Origin of the sequence: Heliorestis convoluta, assembly GCF_009649955.1 — a bacterium.
Taxonomy (GTDB): domain Bacteria; phylum Bacillota; class Desulfitobacteriia; order Heliobacteriales; family Heliobacteriaceae; genus Heliorestis; species Heliorestis convoluta.
In genome coordinates this window covers 2,918,881-2,934,300 of the sequence record NZ_CP045875.1, presented here as the reverse complement: position 1 = coordinate 2,934,300, position 15,420 = coordinate 2,918,881, and the positions used below count along the sequence as shown (strand labels likewise).

General features: G+C 44.9%; 10 protein-coding genes. All 10 read left to right on the top strand.

Annotation, left to right across the window (positions count from 1 at the left end):
* Nucleotides 1-193 precede the first annotated feature (193 nt).
* The 10 genes from argC (at nt 194) to FTV88_RS13930 (ending at nt 14,845) form a co-directional block, all read left to right on the top strand.
* Nucleotides 194-1,249 (top strand): N-acetyl-gamma-glutamyl-phosphate reductase, encoded by a 1,056-nt coding sequence (gene argC, locus FTV88_RS13975; RefSeq protein WP_153726177.1) that lies wholly within the window; start codon nt 194-196, stop codon nt 1,247-1,249.
* A gap of 35 nt (nt 1,250-1,284) precedes the next feature.
* Nucleotides 1,285-2,493, top strand: coding sequence for a bifunctional glutamate N-acetyltransferase/amino-acid acetyltransferase ArgJ (gene argJ, locus FTV88_RS13970; RefSeq protein WP_153726176.1), 1,209 nt, complete (start codon nt 1,285-1,287; stop codon nt 2,491-2,493).
* A gap of 13 nt (nt 2,494-2,506) precedes the next feature.
* Nucleotides 2,507-3,394, top strand: a complete 888-nt coding sequence (argB, locus tag FTV88_RS13965) for an acetylglutamate kinase (RefSeq protein ID WP_153726175.1) — start codon at nt 2,507-2,509, stop codon at nt 3,392-3,394.
* 27 nt (nt 3,395-3,421) lie between these two features.
* Nucleotides 3,422-4,621 carry an acetylornithine transaminase gene (locus FTV88_RS13960; protein WP_153726671.1) on the top strand — a complete coding sequence of 400 codons (1,200 nt, stop codon included), beginning with the start codon at nt 3,422-3,424 and terminating at the stop codon, nt 4,619-4,621.
* A 5-nt stretch (nt 4,622-4,626) separates the two neighbouring features.
* Complete coding sequence (carA, locus tag FTV88_RS13955) at nt 4,627-5,838, top strand: glutamine-hydrolyzing carbamoyl-phosphate synthase small subunit (protein ID WP_153726174.1); 1,212 nt, start codon at nt 4,627-4,629, stop codon at nt 5,836-5,838.
* 14 nt (nt 5,839-5,852) lie between these two features.
* The gene (gene carB, locus FTV88_RS13950) at nt 5,853-9,104 is read left to right on the top strand and encodes a carbamoyl-phosphate synthase (glutamine-hydrolyzing) large subunit (protein ID WP_153726173.1); all 3,252 of its coding nucleotides are present in this window, start codon (nt 5,853-5,855) and stop codon (nt 9,102-9,104) included.
* Between the two features lie 26 nt (nt 9,105-9,130).
* Nucleotides 9,131-10,096 carry an ornithine carbamoyltransferase gene (gene argF, locus FTV88_RS13945; protein ID WP_153726172.1) on the top strand — a complete coding sequence of 322 codons (966 nt, stop codon included), beginning with the start codon at nt 9,131-9,133 and terminating at the stop codon, nt 10,094-10,096.
* Nucleotides 10,097-10,124: 28 nt separating this feature from the next.
* The gene (locus FTV88_RS13940; RefSeq protein WP_153726171.1) at nt 10,125-11,333 is read left to right on the top strand and encodes an argininosuccinate synthase; all 1,209 of its coding nucleotides are present in this window, start codon (nt 10,125-10,127) and stop codon (nt 11,331-11,333) included.
* Nucleotides 11,334-11,461: 128 nt separating this feature from the next.
* Nucleotides 11,462-13,051: an exo-beta-N-acetylmuramidase NamZ domain-containing protein gene (locus FTV88_RS13935; protein WP_153726170.1), complete on the top strand. Its 1,590-nt coding sequence runs from the start codon at nt 11,462-11,464 to the stop codon at nt 13,049-13,051.
* Nucleotides 13,052-13,294: 243 nt separating this feature from the next.
* Nucleotides 13,295-14,845: a phytoene desaturase family protein gene (locus tag FTV88_RS13930; protein WP_153726169.1), complete on the top strand. Its 1,551-nt coding sequence runs from the start codon at nt 13,295-13,297 to the stop codon at nt 14,843-14,845.
* Nucleotides 14,846-15,420 lie beyond the last annotated feature (575 nt).

The window sequence follows — 15,420 nt, the reverse complement described above, 5'->3', positions numbered from 1 at the left end:
TTCTGCTTATTTCGACATTATGTAAGAGCTTGCGAAAGAGTATGGGACAAGATTGCAGAAAAGATCATCAAGGGAATCTTTCTTTAATCTTCTATCTATCTTTTCATGAAAAATCTTGAATGAATATTCTTAGGGCTGTATAATTATACCCAATGTATTTTGTGCACGCTAAAAAATGAGGAGGCGACAATCGATGATTCGAGTTGCAATTGTAGGATCAACAGGCTATACAGGTGCTGAGCTGGTGCGCCTTCTCAGTCATCATCGAGAAGTAGAAATTGTAGCCCTAACATCACAAAGTTATGTCGATCAGCCCTATGAAAAAGTATATCCTAGCTTAACAGACCACGTCGGTCTGACTTGTCAGGCGCAAAATGTAGAAGCTCTCATGGCGGATGTAGATGCCGTTTTTCTTGCGCTACCTCATGGTTTATCTGTTCCCTGGGCGCAGGAAGCCTATCGCCAGGGCAAAAAAGTTATCGATCTAGGCGCCGATTTCCGGTTTCGACAAGTTCAGACCTATGAAAGCTGGTATAAGACAAAGCACGAGGCACCAGAACTATTAGGACAAGCTGTTTATGGTTTACCGGAGCTCAATCGAGATAAGATTCGAAAAAGCGTCATCGTAGCCAATCCAGGTTGCTATCCCACGGCTTCAATTCTGGGGCTGGCACCGCTTTTGAAAAATAAACTCGTCAATCCTCAAAAAATTATTATAGATGCCAAATCAGGCATTTCCGGTGCTGGTCGAAGTGCGAAGTTAGGCTCTTTGTACGGAGAAGTGAACGAGAACGTGAAAGCCTACGGTGTGGCAACCCATCGCCATACACCGGAAATAGAACAAGAAGCAGCCGCCTTGCTCGGTCTTGCACCAGAAGACATAACTCTTTCTTTTACGCCACACCTTATGCCGATGACACGAGGCATCTTAGCTACGATTTATTGTGACTTGCAAGAGAATCTTTCTATTACAGCCACTGAAGTGCGGCAAATTTATAAAGACTTTTATGGGGGAGAACCCTTTATTCATATTACAGAAGAGAATCAGTGGCCAGAGACGAAATGGTGCTACGGTTCCAATTATGTCTTTATCGGTCTAACCATTGATGAAAGAACAAAGCGCCTTATTGTTACGACAGCCATAGATAACCTCGTAAAAGGTGCTGCTGGTCAAGCGATTCAGAATATGAATCTACTCTTTGACCTGCCAGAGACAGAGGGCATTGACAGACCAGGGATTTGGCCGTAAATCAACAAGAAAAGCAAATAAGGCAGGAGAAAGCGATGAACCCGATTGTTCAAGAAGGAAATGTAACATCACCCGTGGGCTTTCAAGCAGCTGGTGTGGAAGCAGCTATCAAAAAAGCAGGCCGGCTCGATATGTCTTTAATACTCAGCGAGAAGCCTTGCACAGCTGCTGCTGTTTATACAACCAACAAAGTTCAGGCAGCCCCTTTGCAAGTAACAAAAGATCATCTTTCAAAGGGGCCTGTACGAGCCGTCGTCGTAAACGCTGGCAATGCCAACGCTTGTACAGGCCAGCAAGGATTAGATAATGCCCGATTGATGGCGACTACGACAGCCCAAGCTTTAGAATTACAAGCAGAAGAAGTGGTTGTGTCTTCTACCGGCGTTATTGGTCAACAGATGCCCATGGACCGCATTCAAGCAGGAATCGAAGCACTGGCCAAAGCTTTATCAAAAGATGGCGGATACAAAGCAGCACAGGCGATTATGACAACGGATCTGGTTGCAAAAACAGGTAAAGTAGAAATCGTTGTGGCTGATCAAACTATTACCATTGGGGCTATGGCCAAAGGCTCTGGTATGATTCACCCCAATATGGCTACCATGCTTGCTTTTTATACGACTGACGCAAAAATCGCGGAACCCTTGCTCCAAAAAGCATTGCAAAGAGCAACAAAGCTTTCCTATAATATGATTTCTGTAGACGGTGACACCTCTACCAACGACATGGCATTAGTACTGGCCAATGGCATGGCCAATGCACCTGCCATCGTAGAAGAAGGACCTTTGTATGATGCTTTTGAAGAAGCGCTCATTGCCTTATCCATTCATTTGGCCAAAGCGATTGCTCGAGATGGAGAAGGTGCTACCAAGTTGGTAGAAATGCGCGTCAAAGGTGCGGCCACAGAAGAAGATGCTCAAAAAGCAGCTCGCACCGTCATCAGCTCTAGCTTGTTCAAGTCAGCCATTTTTGGTGCTGATGCCAACTGGGGCCGTATCTTATGCGCCATAGGCTATTCAGGCGCCCAATTTGACCCTGGCCAGGTTGATATTTACCTTGGAACGATTCAGACAGCCAGCAATGGAGAAGCTCTTGACTTTTCAGAAGAAGAAGCATCGAAGATTCTTGCCCAGAAAGAAATCATCATCACAGCCGATCTAAAAAATGGTTGCTCCGAAGCACGGGCTTGGGGCTGTGATTTAACCTATGACTATGTAAAAATCAATGCTGACTACAGAACCTAAGGGAGATGAAGGCTTGAACAGTGCGCTCGAAAAAGCAGGGATTCTCGTAGAAGCCCTGCCTTACATAAAAAAGTTTGCAGGAAAGACTGTCGTAATCAAATACGGCGGTGCAGCCATGCTGAACGATGACCTCAAAGAAGCAGTAATCAAAGACGTTGTATTAATGAAATATGTTGGGATCAACCCTGTTATCGTTCATGGAGGCGGTCCTGAGATCAATAGCATGCTTCAGAGAGTCGGCTTGCAATCTACCTTTATCCAAGGGTTGCGCGTCACCGATGAAGCAACCATGGAACTGGTCGAAATGGTCTTAGCCGGCAAAGTGAACAAAGAAATTGTGGCGAGATTGCAACGGCAAGGTGGTAAAGCTGTCGGCTTGTGCGGGAAAGATGGAGGTTTAATCAAAGCGAAAAAACGCTTTGAAGTCGTAAAAAATGAAGCCGGCGAACGAATTCCTACCGATATCGGCTATGTGGGCGATGTCGTCAAAATCAATCCTGATCTCATTCGAGGTCTCATAGAACAAGGCTATATACCCGTTATTGCGCCCATTGGTGCTGGTGAAGGGGGAGAAGCCTATAACATCAATGCTGATACGGCAGCTGGAGAGATTGCCCAGGCCTTAGGCGCTGACAAGTTGGTGTTATTGACCGATGTAGAAGGCATTTTACGGGATCGAAACGATCCTGATAGCCTTATTTCCTCTTTGCAAATCAATCAAGTAGAGCCCTTGATGGAAGAAGGCATTCTCAGTGGAGGCATGATTCCAAAAGTTCGCTGCTGTGTACAAGCCTTGCAAGGCGGTGTAGGTACGACACATATAATCGATGGTCGAATCCCGCACTCACTGCTATTAGAAGTGTTTACCGATCAGGGTATCGGGACGATGGTTGTTAAGTAGATAAATGAAAGGGGCGTCTGGTCTATGATGACCAATCAAGAGCAAGTCGAACAAGGTCGTCACTATGTTATGAACACCTACGGACGACTGCCCATTGCCCTGGTGCGTGGGCTAGGCGCTCGCGTGTGGGATGGAGACGGAAAAGAATACTTGGACTTTCTGTCAGGACTGGCTGTTAACTCTGTAGGACACTGCCATCCTAAGGTCGTAAAAGCCATTCAAGAACAAGCTGCCAAGCTACTGCATGTCTCCAACCTTTATTGGATTGAGCCACAGAATAAGCTGGCCCAAATGCTAGTAGAAAACTCTTTTGCTGACAAAGTTTTCTTCTGTAACTCCGGTGCAGAAGCAAACGAAGGCGCCATCAAACTGGCTCGCAAATATGCCAAAAAAAGATGGGGCGAAGAAAAATATGAAATCATCACCATGGAACATTCTTTTCATGGGAGAACCTTAGCAGCCCTAACCGCTACAGGACAGCCAAAATATCAGGAAGGCTTTGCACCCCTGCCTGCAGGCTTTCGCTATGCACCCTTTGGCGACTTAGAAGCCTTACAAAAAGTCATGGGGCCACAAACTTGCGCCATTATGATTGAGCCTGTGCAAGGCGAAGGTGGCGTTAACGTAGCAGAACGCTCCTATTGGGAAGGCCTAGCCCAACTCGTAAAAGAGAAAGATGTACTTCTCATTGTTGATGAAGTGCAAAGCGGTATGGGGAGAACTGGAAAGCTCTTTGCATACGAAAACTACGGACTAAAACCACATATTATGACCTTGGCTAAAGCGCTTGGAGGAGGCACTCCTATCGGCGCTTTACTAGCATCCGATGAAGTAGCAGACGCTTTTTCCCCCGGCGATCATGCTTCTACCTTCGGCGGTAACCCCTTGGTGACGGCAGCGGCATTGGCTGTCATGGAAGTGTTGCTACAAGATGGTCTAGTTAAGCACTGCCAGACCATGGGTGCTTATTTTCAAGAAGAATTAAAAAAGTTAGCAACTCGCCATTCTATGATTGTGGAAGTACGAGGTCTTGGCCTTATGCTAGCTTGCCAATTGAATCGAGAAGGTGCATCGATTGTCTCTTCTTGCTTGCAGAAAGGTCTAATTATCAACTGCACCGCTGGCAATGTTTTACGCTTTTTGCCACCCCTGACGATTCAAAGTCAGGATATAGACCAAGCCATAACGATTCTAGATGAAGTCTTAACAGAAGCAGGAAAAGGGTGAAGAAAATGAGTACAAAAAAGGAGACTCGTACCAAAAACGCATACCTGCTTCTAGAAGACGGCACCATTATGAAAGGTCGCTCTTTTGGTTGTCAGGCCAATGTTACAGGCGAAGTCGTATTTAACACGGCGATGACAGGATACCAAGAAATACTAACGGACCCCTCTTACTGCGGTCAGATTGTAACCATGACCTATCCTCTCATCGGGAACTATGGCGTCAATGCCAATGATGTAGAGTCGGTAAAGCCTCAAGTGCGTGGCTTTTTGGTTCGTGAAGCTTGTGCACGACCTTCCCACTATCGCTCTGAAAAAACGATTGAGCACTACCTAGCGCAACAGGGCATTCCAGGTCTAGAAGGCATCGATACCAGGGCTTTGACGCGCCGCATACGCCAATGTGGGGCTTTGCGAGGCGCCATTTTAATGGGAGGCCCTGAAGAAAAAGTCTGGGAAGGCGAAGCCATCGCAGCGAAACATTGTGGTGCCATCATGACGATGGATGAGATTCGGGATCTGGTCCCTAACGAAGCGTATCAGACCTGGAAAGTCCATCTGCAAAAACTTTCTCAGCACCTTGTCTCCGGTCCACACCTGATTGAAAAAGTTACCACACCGCAATCTTATGTGATTCCCGGCGAAGGCTTTCGTGTGGCCGTCATTGATTTAGGAATCAAGGAAAACATTTTGCGCATGTTAAAGAGTCTTGATCTGCAGCTCATGGTTTTCCCCGCTCACACGAAAGTAGAAGAAATTCAAGCAGCTTCACCGCAAGGCATCTTTTTAAGCAATGGTCCTGGCAATCCCAAAGATGCTACGGCAGCCATTGAGGTGATCAAGAATTTTTTAGAGCCCCAGAAGAACATACCAATTTTTGGTATCTGCTTAGGCCATCAATTGCTCTCACTGGCCTTCGGTGGTGATACGTATAAGATGAAATTTGGCCACCGTGGTGGTAACCATCCTGTACAGGATTTGAGAACGGGTCGCGTCTATATTACGTCACAAAATCACGGCTACTCCATTCAAGAAGAGTCTTTGCCCGAGTTTGTTGAAGTAAGTCATCGCAATGTCAATGATGGCACCGTAGAAGGACTGCGTCATCGCCATTTACCTGTCTACTCTGTGCAGTATCACCCGGAAGCGGCTCCGGGTCCTGAAGACACAGCCTTTCTTTTTGATGAATTTATTGCCAACATGGAAGCAAAGGCGAAATAGAGGAGGAACTGGCCTTGCCAAAAGATCAAAAATTACAAAAAGTCCTGGTCATTGGTTCTGGACCGATCATCATTGGTCAAGCTGCCGAGTTTGACTATGCTGGTACACAAGCCTGCAAGGCCTTAAAAGAAGAAGGGCTCGAAGTAGTTTTAGTAAACTCTAACCCTGCAACTATCATGACCGATGCCAACATGGCAGATCATGTATATATCGAGCCTTTAGATGTTCCTACCTTGACGCGTATCATCGATCAGGAGCGTCCTGATGGTTTATTGCCTACTTTAGGTGGTCAAACAGGTTTAAACTTAGCTGTCGCACTCGCAGAAGCAGGTGTTCTGGAGAAATATAACGTTCGCTTGCTTGGCACGAACTTAGAAACGATCAAAAAAGCAGAAGACCGAGAGCTTTTTAAGAAAACCATGTTAGAGATCGGCGAACCGATTCCGCTATCTGATATCGTCTCTACCCTCGATCAAGCTGTAGCTTTTGCTGACAAGACGGGTTATCCCCTGATCATTCGACCTGCCTATACGCTAGGAGGCACTGGTGGCGGCATCGCCCACAATGAAACAGAATTACGTACCATTTGCGATCTCGGTTTGAAAAAGTCCATGATAGGTCAGGTTCTTTTAGAGCAGAGTGTGGCAGGCTGGAAAGAGATTGAGTATGAAGTCATGCGAGACGGTGCCGACAACTGCATCACCATCTGTAACATGGAAAATTTTGATCCTGTAGGCGTACATACAGGTGACTCTATTGTTGTGGCCCCTTCCCAAACCTTAACAGACAAAGAATACCAAATGCTCCGCTCCGCTTCCTTAAAAATCATTCGTGCTTTGAAAGTAGAAGGCGGTTGTAACGTTCAATATGCCCTTAACCCCAAGAGCAACCAGTACATCGTTATCGAAGTGAACCCTCGCGTAAGTCGCTCATCAGCCCTAGCTTCGAAAGCAACAGGCTACCCCATTGCTAAAATGGCCGCCAAAATCGCCATTGGCCTTACCCTTGATGAGATCAAAAACCCTGTTACACAAAAAACAAGTGCTTGCTTCGAGCCAGCTTTAGATTATGTTGTCTTCAAAATTCCGAGATGGCCTTTTGACAAATTCGTTACGGCCGATCGACGCCTCACGACACAGATGAAAGCAACAGGCGAAGTCATGTCCATTGATCGCACCTTTGAAGGCGCCTTGCAAAAAGCAGTACGCTCTTTAGAAATTGGCGTCTATGGCCTGCGCTATCCCGGTGCAGCCACTTGGACAGAGATGGAATTGGAAGACAAGATCACAGGAGCTGATGATGAGCGACTTTTTGCCATTGCAGAAGCCTTCCGTCGTGATTGGACAGTTCGAGAAATCCATCAGAACTCCCAAATCGATCCCTGGTTTTTGGTAAAAATTAAAGGACTTGTCGATCAAGAAAAAGAGCTGGAACAGTGGCCTTTGTCAGAGGAGACCTTACGAAAAGCCAAAGTTTTCGGTTTTTCAGATTACCAAATTGCTAAAATCGCAGGCCAATCAACGCAAAAAGTACGGGATCTACGCAAATCTTATAACATTATTCCAGTCTATAAGATGGTAGACACTTGCGCTGCAGAATTTGAATCTCATACGCCCTACTATTACTCGGCTTATGAAGCAGAAGATGAAGTGAAAGAAACAACAGGCGAAAAAGTAATCGTTCTAGGATCGGGGCCCATTCGAATAGGACAGGGTATTGAATTTGACTATTGCTCCGTCCACGCGGCTTGGGCTTTAAAAGATAAAGGTCTTGAATCGATTATTATTAACAACAATCCCGAGACCGTTTCAACAGATTTTGATACATCAGACAAACTATTCTTCGAACCACTGGCCTTAGAAGATGTACTGAACATTGTAGATAAAGAAAAGCCCAAAGGCGTGGTCGTTCAGTTTGGTGGACAGACGGCGATTAACTTAGCAGCAGGATTGCATGAACATGGTGTTACGATTTTAGGTACACCTTTAGAAGGCATCGATCTCGCTGAAGATCGCAAAAAATTTGAACAATTGCTAAAAAGCCTGCAAATTCCGCAATCAGAAGGCATGACAGCTACGAAAGCAGAAGAAGCGAAAAAAATAGCCCAGGAATTGGGTTTCCCTGTTCTTGTACGTCCTAGCTATGTCATTGGCGGTCGAGCTATGGAAGTGGTAGAAAACGTAGAAGACCTTGAATCGTACATGGAAAAGGCTGTACTCATCAGTCCCAAACACCCCATCCTGATCGACAAATACATTCGAGGCAAAGAAGTGGAAGTCGATGCAATTAGCGATGGAGAAGAAACAATTATTCCTGGCATAATGGAACATATTGAGCGGGCCGGTGTCCATTCTGGTGATTCCATGGCTGTGTATCCCCACAAAACTTTAACAGCAGAAGAAAGAGATACCATCGTTGACTATACAATGCGCATCGCCAAAGCGCTCGGCGTTGTCGGCTTGCTCAACATTCAATATGTCGTTGAAAAAGGCAAAGTCTACGTCTTAGAAGTAAACCCTCGCGCCTCCCGGACCGTTCCTATCTTGTCCAAAGTAACAGCTGTACCGATGGTCAAAGTAGCCATTGAAGTTATGCTTGGCAAAAAGTTAAAAGAGCTTGGTTTTGAAGCCGGTTTGTGGCCAGAAACATCTTACAAAATCGTCAAAGCACCCGTCTTTTCTTTTGAGAAACTAACAGACGTCGATATTTCTTTAGGCCCTGAAATGAAATCGACAGGCGAAGTCATGGGTGTAGACTTTGACCTTTCTTCCGCTCTTTATAAAGCCATGATCGGAATGGGAATGAAGATTCCTACCGGTGGTACACTCCTTCTGTCTGTCGCAGAAAGAGATAAAGAAGAAGCAGTTTATCTCGCACGCCGTTACGCCGAACTAGGCTTTGCAATTATTGCAACCAAACAGACAGCAGAAGCTTTACGCAATGCCGGCGTGGCTGTTTCAGCCGTTGACATTGAAGGGTATGCCATTCAACCCCTCCTGGATCAGATCAAAGATGGCGCCATTTCCTTGATTATCAATACGCCGACTCGTGGTAAGGTAGCGGGGCGTCCAGGCTTTCGAATTCGTAGACAAGCTTCTGAATATCGCGTACCTTGCCTGACTTCTCTAGATACAGCCGGTGCTATGCTAGAAACGATTGCCATGCTTAAAGAAGGCCAGGGGCCTCAACATTTCTCTATGGCTCGCTATCAAAATACCAATTCGGCAAAATGGCAAGAAAAAGTCGCAAAAATTATGAAATCTTAAGAGCAAGAGCGAGAGGAGGCTGCCACATGAATGTATCCAATCAGAAGAACCTAGTCAACGTAACAGACACGCTACGAGGTCGTGACTTCCTGTCTTTGCATGACTATCGTCGTCAAGAGATCGAAGAGCTGCTAGCTCTTGCCCGACAACTTAAAGCCTTGCAAAAAGCAGGAAAGCCCCATTCTTTGCTAGAAGGTAAAACCTTAGGCATGATTTTTACCAAATCATCGACACGAACTCGTGTTTCCTTTGAAGTGGGCATGTATCAGTTGGGTGGACATGCACTATTTCTGAGCGGACAAGATATTCAGATTGGACGAGGAGAGCCGATTCGCGATACGGCTCGTGTCCTTTCTCGTTATGTCGATGGAATCATGATTCGCACTTTTGCACACCAGGACGTTGTCGATCTGGCCCAGTATGCAGAAGTACCTGTTATCAATGGGTTAACCGATCTACTTCATCCTTGTCAAGTGCTGGCTGATTTGCTCACGATCGTAGAATACAAAGGTCGAACAGAAGGACTTAAGTTCACCTACATTGGCGATGGCAACAACATGGCCCACGAAATCATGTTCGGTGGTGCCATCACAGGCATGGATGTGGTCATCTGCACGCCAGAAGGATACGGTCCTGATCAAGAAATTGTTCGCTTAGCCACAGAAGACGCTCAGAAAAATGGAGGAAAAATCACACTCCTTCATGATCCTGTAGAAGCAGCTCGTGGAGCTGACGTACTCTACACCGATGTCTGGGCATCGATGGGACAAGAAGAAGAAACAGCCAAAAGAATAAAAGCTTTTCAAGGGTATCAGATTAATGAATCGATACTACAAGTGGCGCACAAAGAAGCCATGGTTTTGCATTGCTTACCAGCCCATCGAGGCGAAGAGATTACCCATGAAGTGATGGAAGGCCCTCAGTCTGCCGTTTTTGATCAAGCTGAGAACCGCCTACACGCTCAAAAAGCCATCATGGCTGCCACCATGTAATCGAAAGAACGGAAAGGAGCCTGCTTTCGTGTCAAAGAAAGTTGTACTGGCTTACTCAGGGGGCTTAGACACCTCCATCATCATTCCCTGGTTAAAAGAAAACTATGGCTATGAGGTTATTGCCATGGCCGCTGATTTAGGACAAGGGGAAGAGCTAGAGCCACTGAATGAAAAAGCCATTCAAAGTGGTGCAAGCAAAATCTATATTGAAGATGTGAAAGAAGAATTTATTACTGACTTTATCTGGCCAACCTTAAAAGCCGGTGCTGTCTATGAGAAAAAATACCTCCTAGGTACTTCTTTTGCCCGCCCTCTCATTGCCAAAAGATTGGTAGAGATTGCTCGTCAAGAAGGCGCTGTGGCCATTGCCCACGGGGCCACTGGCAAAGGCAACGATCAAGTTCGTTTTGAATTAACTGTAAAAGCGTTGGCGCCAGAGCTAGAAATCATCGCACCCTGGAGAGAATGGGATATTCGCTCCCGCGAAGATGCTATCGATTATGCCAAAGCGCGCAATATTCCCGTTCCCGTTACGAAAAAGCGCCCCTACTCCATGGACCGGAACTTATGGCACCTAAGTCACGAAGGTGGCGACTTAGAAGATCCTTGGAATGAACCCCAAAATGATCTGTATCTGATCTGTGTGCCGCCAGAAAAAGCACCTGATCAGCCGGAATATGTAGAAATTGATTTCGAAAAAGGAATTCCAGTCAAAGTAAATGGGCAAGCACTAGGACCTGTAGCTTTACTGGAAAAGCTGAATGAAATAGCAGCCGCGCATGGTGTTGGTATTATTGACATCGCAGAAAATCGCCTCGTCGGTATGAAATCTCGCGGTGTCTATGAAACACCGGGCGGTACCATTCTTTACAATGCGCACCGTGAACTAGAGTATCTCTGCCTTGATCGAGCAACCATGCACTACAAAGAAATCCTAGCTCTTCGTTATGCAGAGTTGGTATACGACGGTGTATGGTATCATCCCCTTCGAGAAGCCTTAGACGCTTTCGTCGATAAAACACAAGAAACGGTTACTGGAAAGGTGCGCATGAAACTTTATAAAGGAAGTTGCACACCGGCCGGTGCCAAATCGCCGTACTCTCTCTATGATGAAGAGCTCTCAACCTTTGGTCGCGATGAAGTCTATAACCAAAAAGATGCAGAAGGATTTATCAATCTCTTCGGTCTGCCACTCAAAGTCCGGGCTCTTATGGAGCAAAAAGCAGGCTTGCGCTAAAGTCTGCCTCTTTTACAGTATTTGTGTAAACCCACCTCTATAGGTGGGCTTTTTTGTCCAAAAGAGCAACTATCCTTACGAATTCTTATAGTGTACTATCAAAAAAACTAAAAGAAAGGGGAAAGGCGATGAAAAAAAGATGGCTCAGCCTGATCTTGATAGCTTTGCTTCTTCTACCACTTCATACTTTCTCTCCATCCGGAATCAGTGAAGCAGCGCAGCAATTTAAGCTTGGCAATGAAGTGTTGATGGAGAAGTACCACCATCTAATCGCAGGAAAAAAAGTAGGTCTTGTTACCAACCAAAGTGGTGTCAACCGTCAGGGCGTGAGCACCATTGACGTGCTGGCGAAGGATCTAACTGTTCAATTGGTAGCCCTTTATGCACCGGAACATGGCATTGATGGTGTAGCAAAAGCAGGCGAACATGTAAAGTCTTACGATCATCCTAAGCTAAAGATACCTGTCTACAGCCTCTATGGCAGCACTCGAATGCCGACCGAAGATATGTTGCGAAATGTAGATGTGCTACTTTTTGATATACAAGACATCGGGGCAAGGACCTATACGTACATATCAACCTTACATAACGTCATGGTGGCTGCACAGAAATACGACAAGCCTGTTATTATACTGGATCGTCCCAACCCAGTCGGTGGCATTCATGTAGAGGGTCCTGTTCTTGAAGATCTTTACAAATCATTTGTCGGTATCGACAATATACCGAAAGCTCATGGCATGACAGTCGGTGAAATGGCACTTTTCTTTAATAGAAATATCAACGCTACGATTACCGTAATCGCCATGGAAGGCTATAATCGCAATATGATCTATCAAGACACAGGCCTCTCCTGGGTACAAACATCGCCCAATATACCCGATATAGAATCTGTATTCGGCTATATGGCCACGGGTCTGGGGGAAGGCACAGGGATTCATATGAGAGATACCTTCAAATGGATAGGAAGTCGCGATCTCAATGCCCAGCGCTACGCCAACTTATTAAACAGTGCTGGCTTGCCCGGTGTTACCTTTATTGCAGAACCGTACTACAACGGCCTCATTGGTGGCGTTCGCCTGCATATAACGGACTATCATCAATTTAATCCAGCGCGAACGGGCATTTACGCTTTGGCCTTTGCCTACCAGATTGGCGATTTTAAAGTGCCGAAAAGTAGTGCCAGCAACATTGTTATGTTTGATAAAGTCATGGGAACGAACAAAATCGGCCAATTTTTAGAGCAAAAGATGTCGCCACAAGAAATAGAAGCTCGCTATGCACCTGCTTTAGAGCGATTTAAAGCAGAGCGTGAAAATTATCTGATCTATGGTTATGCACCGGGTTATCAACCGCCCATGTCCCAGAGGATTGCTGTTTTTGTTAATGATCAAGAAATTGACTTTGATGTAGACCCCTACATTGATCAAAATGATCGACTTATGGTTCCTGTTCGCTTTATCGTGGAAGCCTTGGGTGCGCAAGTACAGTGGCATGGCCCGACCCAAAAGGTTACTATCACCAAAGGGAATAGAAATAGTCAATTTACAATCGGTAGCAACATAGCCTATGTAAATGGTACAAGAATGGTCTACGATACCCATCCAGTTATCCGCCATGATCGAACGATGGTACCGACGCGCTACGTGGCAGAGTCTATGGGTGCTACGGTAGAGTGGATTGAGGAAACTAGAACCGTTTTGATAGAGCTTACATCGTAAAAAAAAGATAAAATAAGTGAAGAAAAAGGCCTCTGAGGATGAAGAAGTATCCTCAGAGGTCTTTTTTACAAGCAAATCAACGGCAGCGTCAAGAAAACCATCGCTTGTGAGACAAATAATTTCATGTACAAGAAATTATTTGAAATTCTAGGCTTGTTGGAAGAGGAGGCTCTTGCTAAAATAAATAGTTAGTAATGGTTATTCATTGTAACAATCTTTTTTAGATTGGAGAGAAAAAGTATTATGACATCGATAGAAGTTGCAGACAAGTCTGACCGTTCCGTGATTGTAGTTGGAGCTGGTGCAGCTGGTCTAAGTACAGCAGTCCGTCTTGCCCACCAAGGTTGGGATGTAACAGTATTGGAAAAAGAGGGTAACCCCGGCGGTCGGTTGGGTGCTGTTGAAGAAAAGGGTTACACCATAGATATTGGTCCGACTATTATGATGATGGATGATGTGTTTCGTCAATTCTTCACAGACATTGGTAAAAACATTGAAGACTATCTAGAATTGGTTCGGCTTAACCCTCTTTATCAATTGCATTTCAATGATGGCACGACAATGACCTTGCCTAGCGATATGAAAGACTTGCTTGATGAGATTCGACGCATTAATCCAGACGATGTGGAAGGATACTTAAAGTACCTATCTCAGATTCATGGACGCTACCTCGCTGCAAGACATAAGTTTATTGAAAAGCCCTTGACAAAGCTAGAAGATTTTTTGAATGTTGATACCCTTGTAGGTATGGCGCAACTGAAAACACTTAACAATATGTATCACGATATCAGCCGCTTTGTGAAAGATGAGCGGATGCGTATCGCCTTGACTTTTCAGTCCATATACCTGGGAATATCTCCTTTTGACGCTCCTTCCATTTATACAATCATCGCTTATGTAGAACATGGCTTAAGTGGCGTTTGGTATCCCAAAGGTGGCATGAATGCCATCGGCAAAGCCATGGTAAAGCTACTCGATGAATTTGGCGGTACCTTACGCTTGAATACAGAAGTAACGCAAATTCTGATTGAAAACGGCAGAGCCAAAGGTGTTAGACTTTCAACAGGTGAAGAACTTTATGCTTCTGTCGTGATCTCTAATGTTGATTTCCCCATGACAATGGAAAAATTAATTGACAAACCTCATCGAGGTAAATATACAAATCAAAAACTAGAAAGCATGACCAACTCTTGTGGCGCGCTCATGTTCTATTTAGGAACGAATCGTCGTTATGAACACTTAGATGTTCATAACATCTACTTCACCCGCAACTATAAAGAAACGCTTGATCAGATCTTCAAAGAAAAGAAATTGCCTGATGATCCGGCCATTTATCTTTATTCACCAACGAAAATTGACAACTCCGTAGCACCAGAAGGAAAAGATGTCATCTATGTGCTCGTGCCTGTGCCGAACTTGACGAGCAACGTTGACTGGTCCAAAGACTTAGCGTCTTTTAGAGAAGTTGTAATGGATAAGTTAGAGCGAAATGGCCTAACGGATCTGCGAAATCAAATTGATTTTGAGAAAGTTTATACGCCCCATACTTTTGAAAAACGTTTTAACCTTTACCAAGGTGCTGCTTTCGGTCTGGCCCCAACACTGCTTCAATCTGGCTACTTTAGACCAAGTATTACATCGGACACAGTGAGAAATCTATACTTTGTTGGTGCAAGCGTACATCCTGGTGGTGGTGTACCTGTTGTTATGGTATGTGGTAAACTGGCTACCGAATTGATTCTACAAGAACACGGGGCAACTGTAAGTACGCTTTCGCCTTCCATCGCACAATAAGCTCTTTAAAATCATTGGTTCAGTAACAAGGTAGTGCTCTTAGGAGACTTTTTAACAAAAGCAATAGAATTGCTAATAGGCTCTGGAGCGCAATATCAAGCGCCTCCAGAGCCCTTTATATTTAAACCCCCCTACCTTAATCCTGAAAAGGTGAGGCAGGTGAAGGTTCAACGTATCACCAATCGCACAATAGGAATTGCTAGAAAACAATATCGAGCGAAAGTACTACTCCAAAGGGAAGCTTTCAAAGCTCTTAACTTTGTACTTCAAATGCATACTATGCAGAGAAGTTGAAAAAAGGGAAACCGTTTTTCGCGATTTCCCTGTTACTTTGTGTTGACTTGATCCTTTTCAATCGTGGAAATTAATTGGGAAGTTGCTTTGTTTTTTCAAAATAAAAAAACAAAATGCATTATTCCAAAAAATAACACTTGCATTCTTTTAGAAACTGTGGCACAATAGATTTCGTTGTCGCCGCAGAGCGAACAACATTCGCCAAAAAAAGCAACGATTAAAAGCATATCCAACCTTTTCTAGCGTGCTCGACAAAATTGGCACAAGATAACGGTTGACAA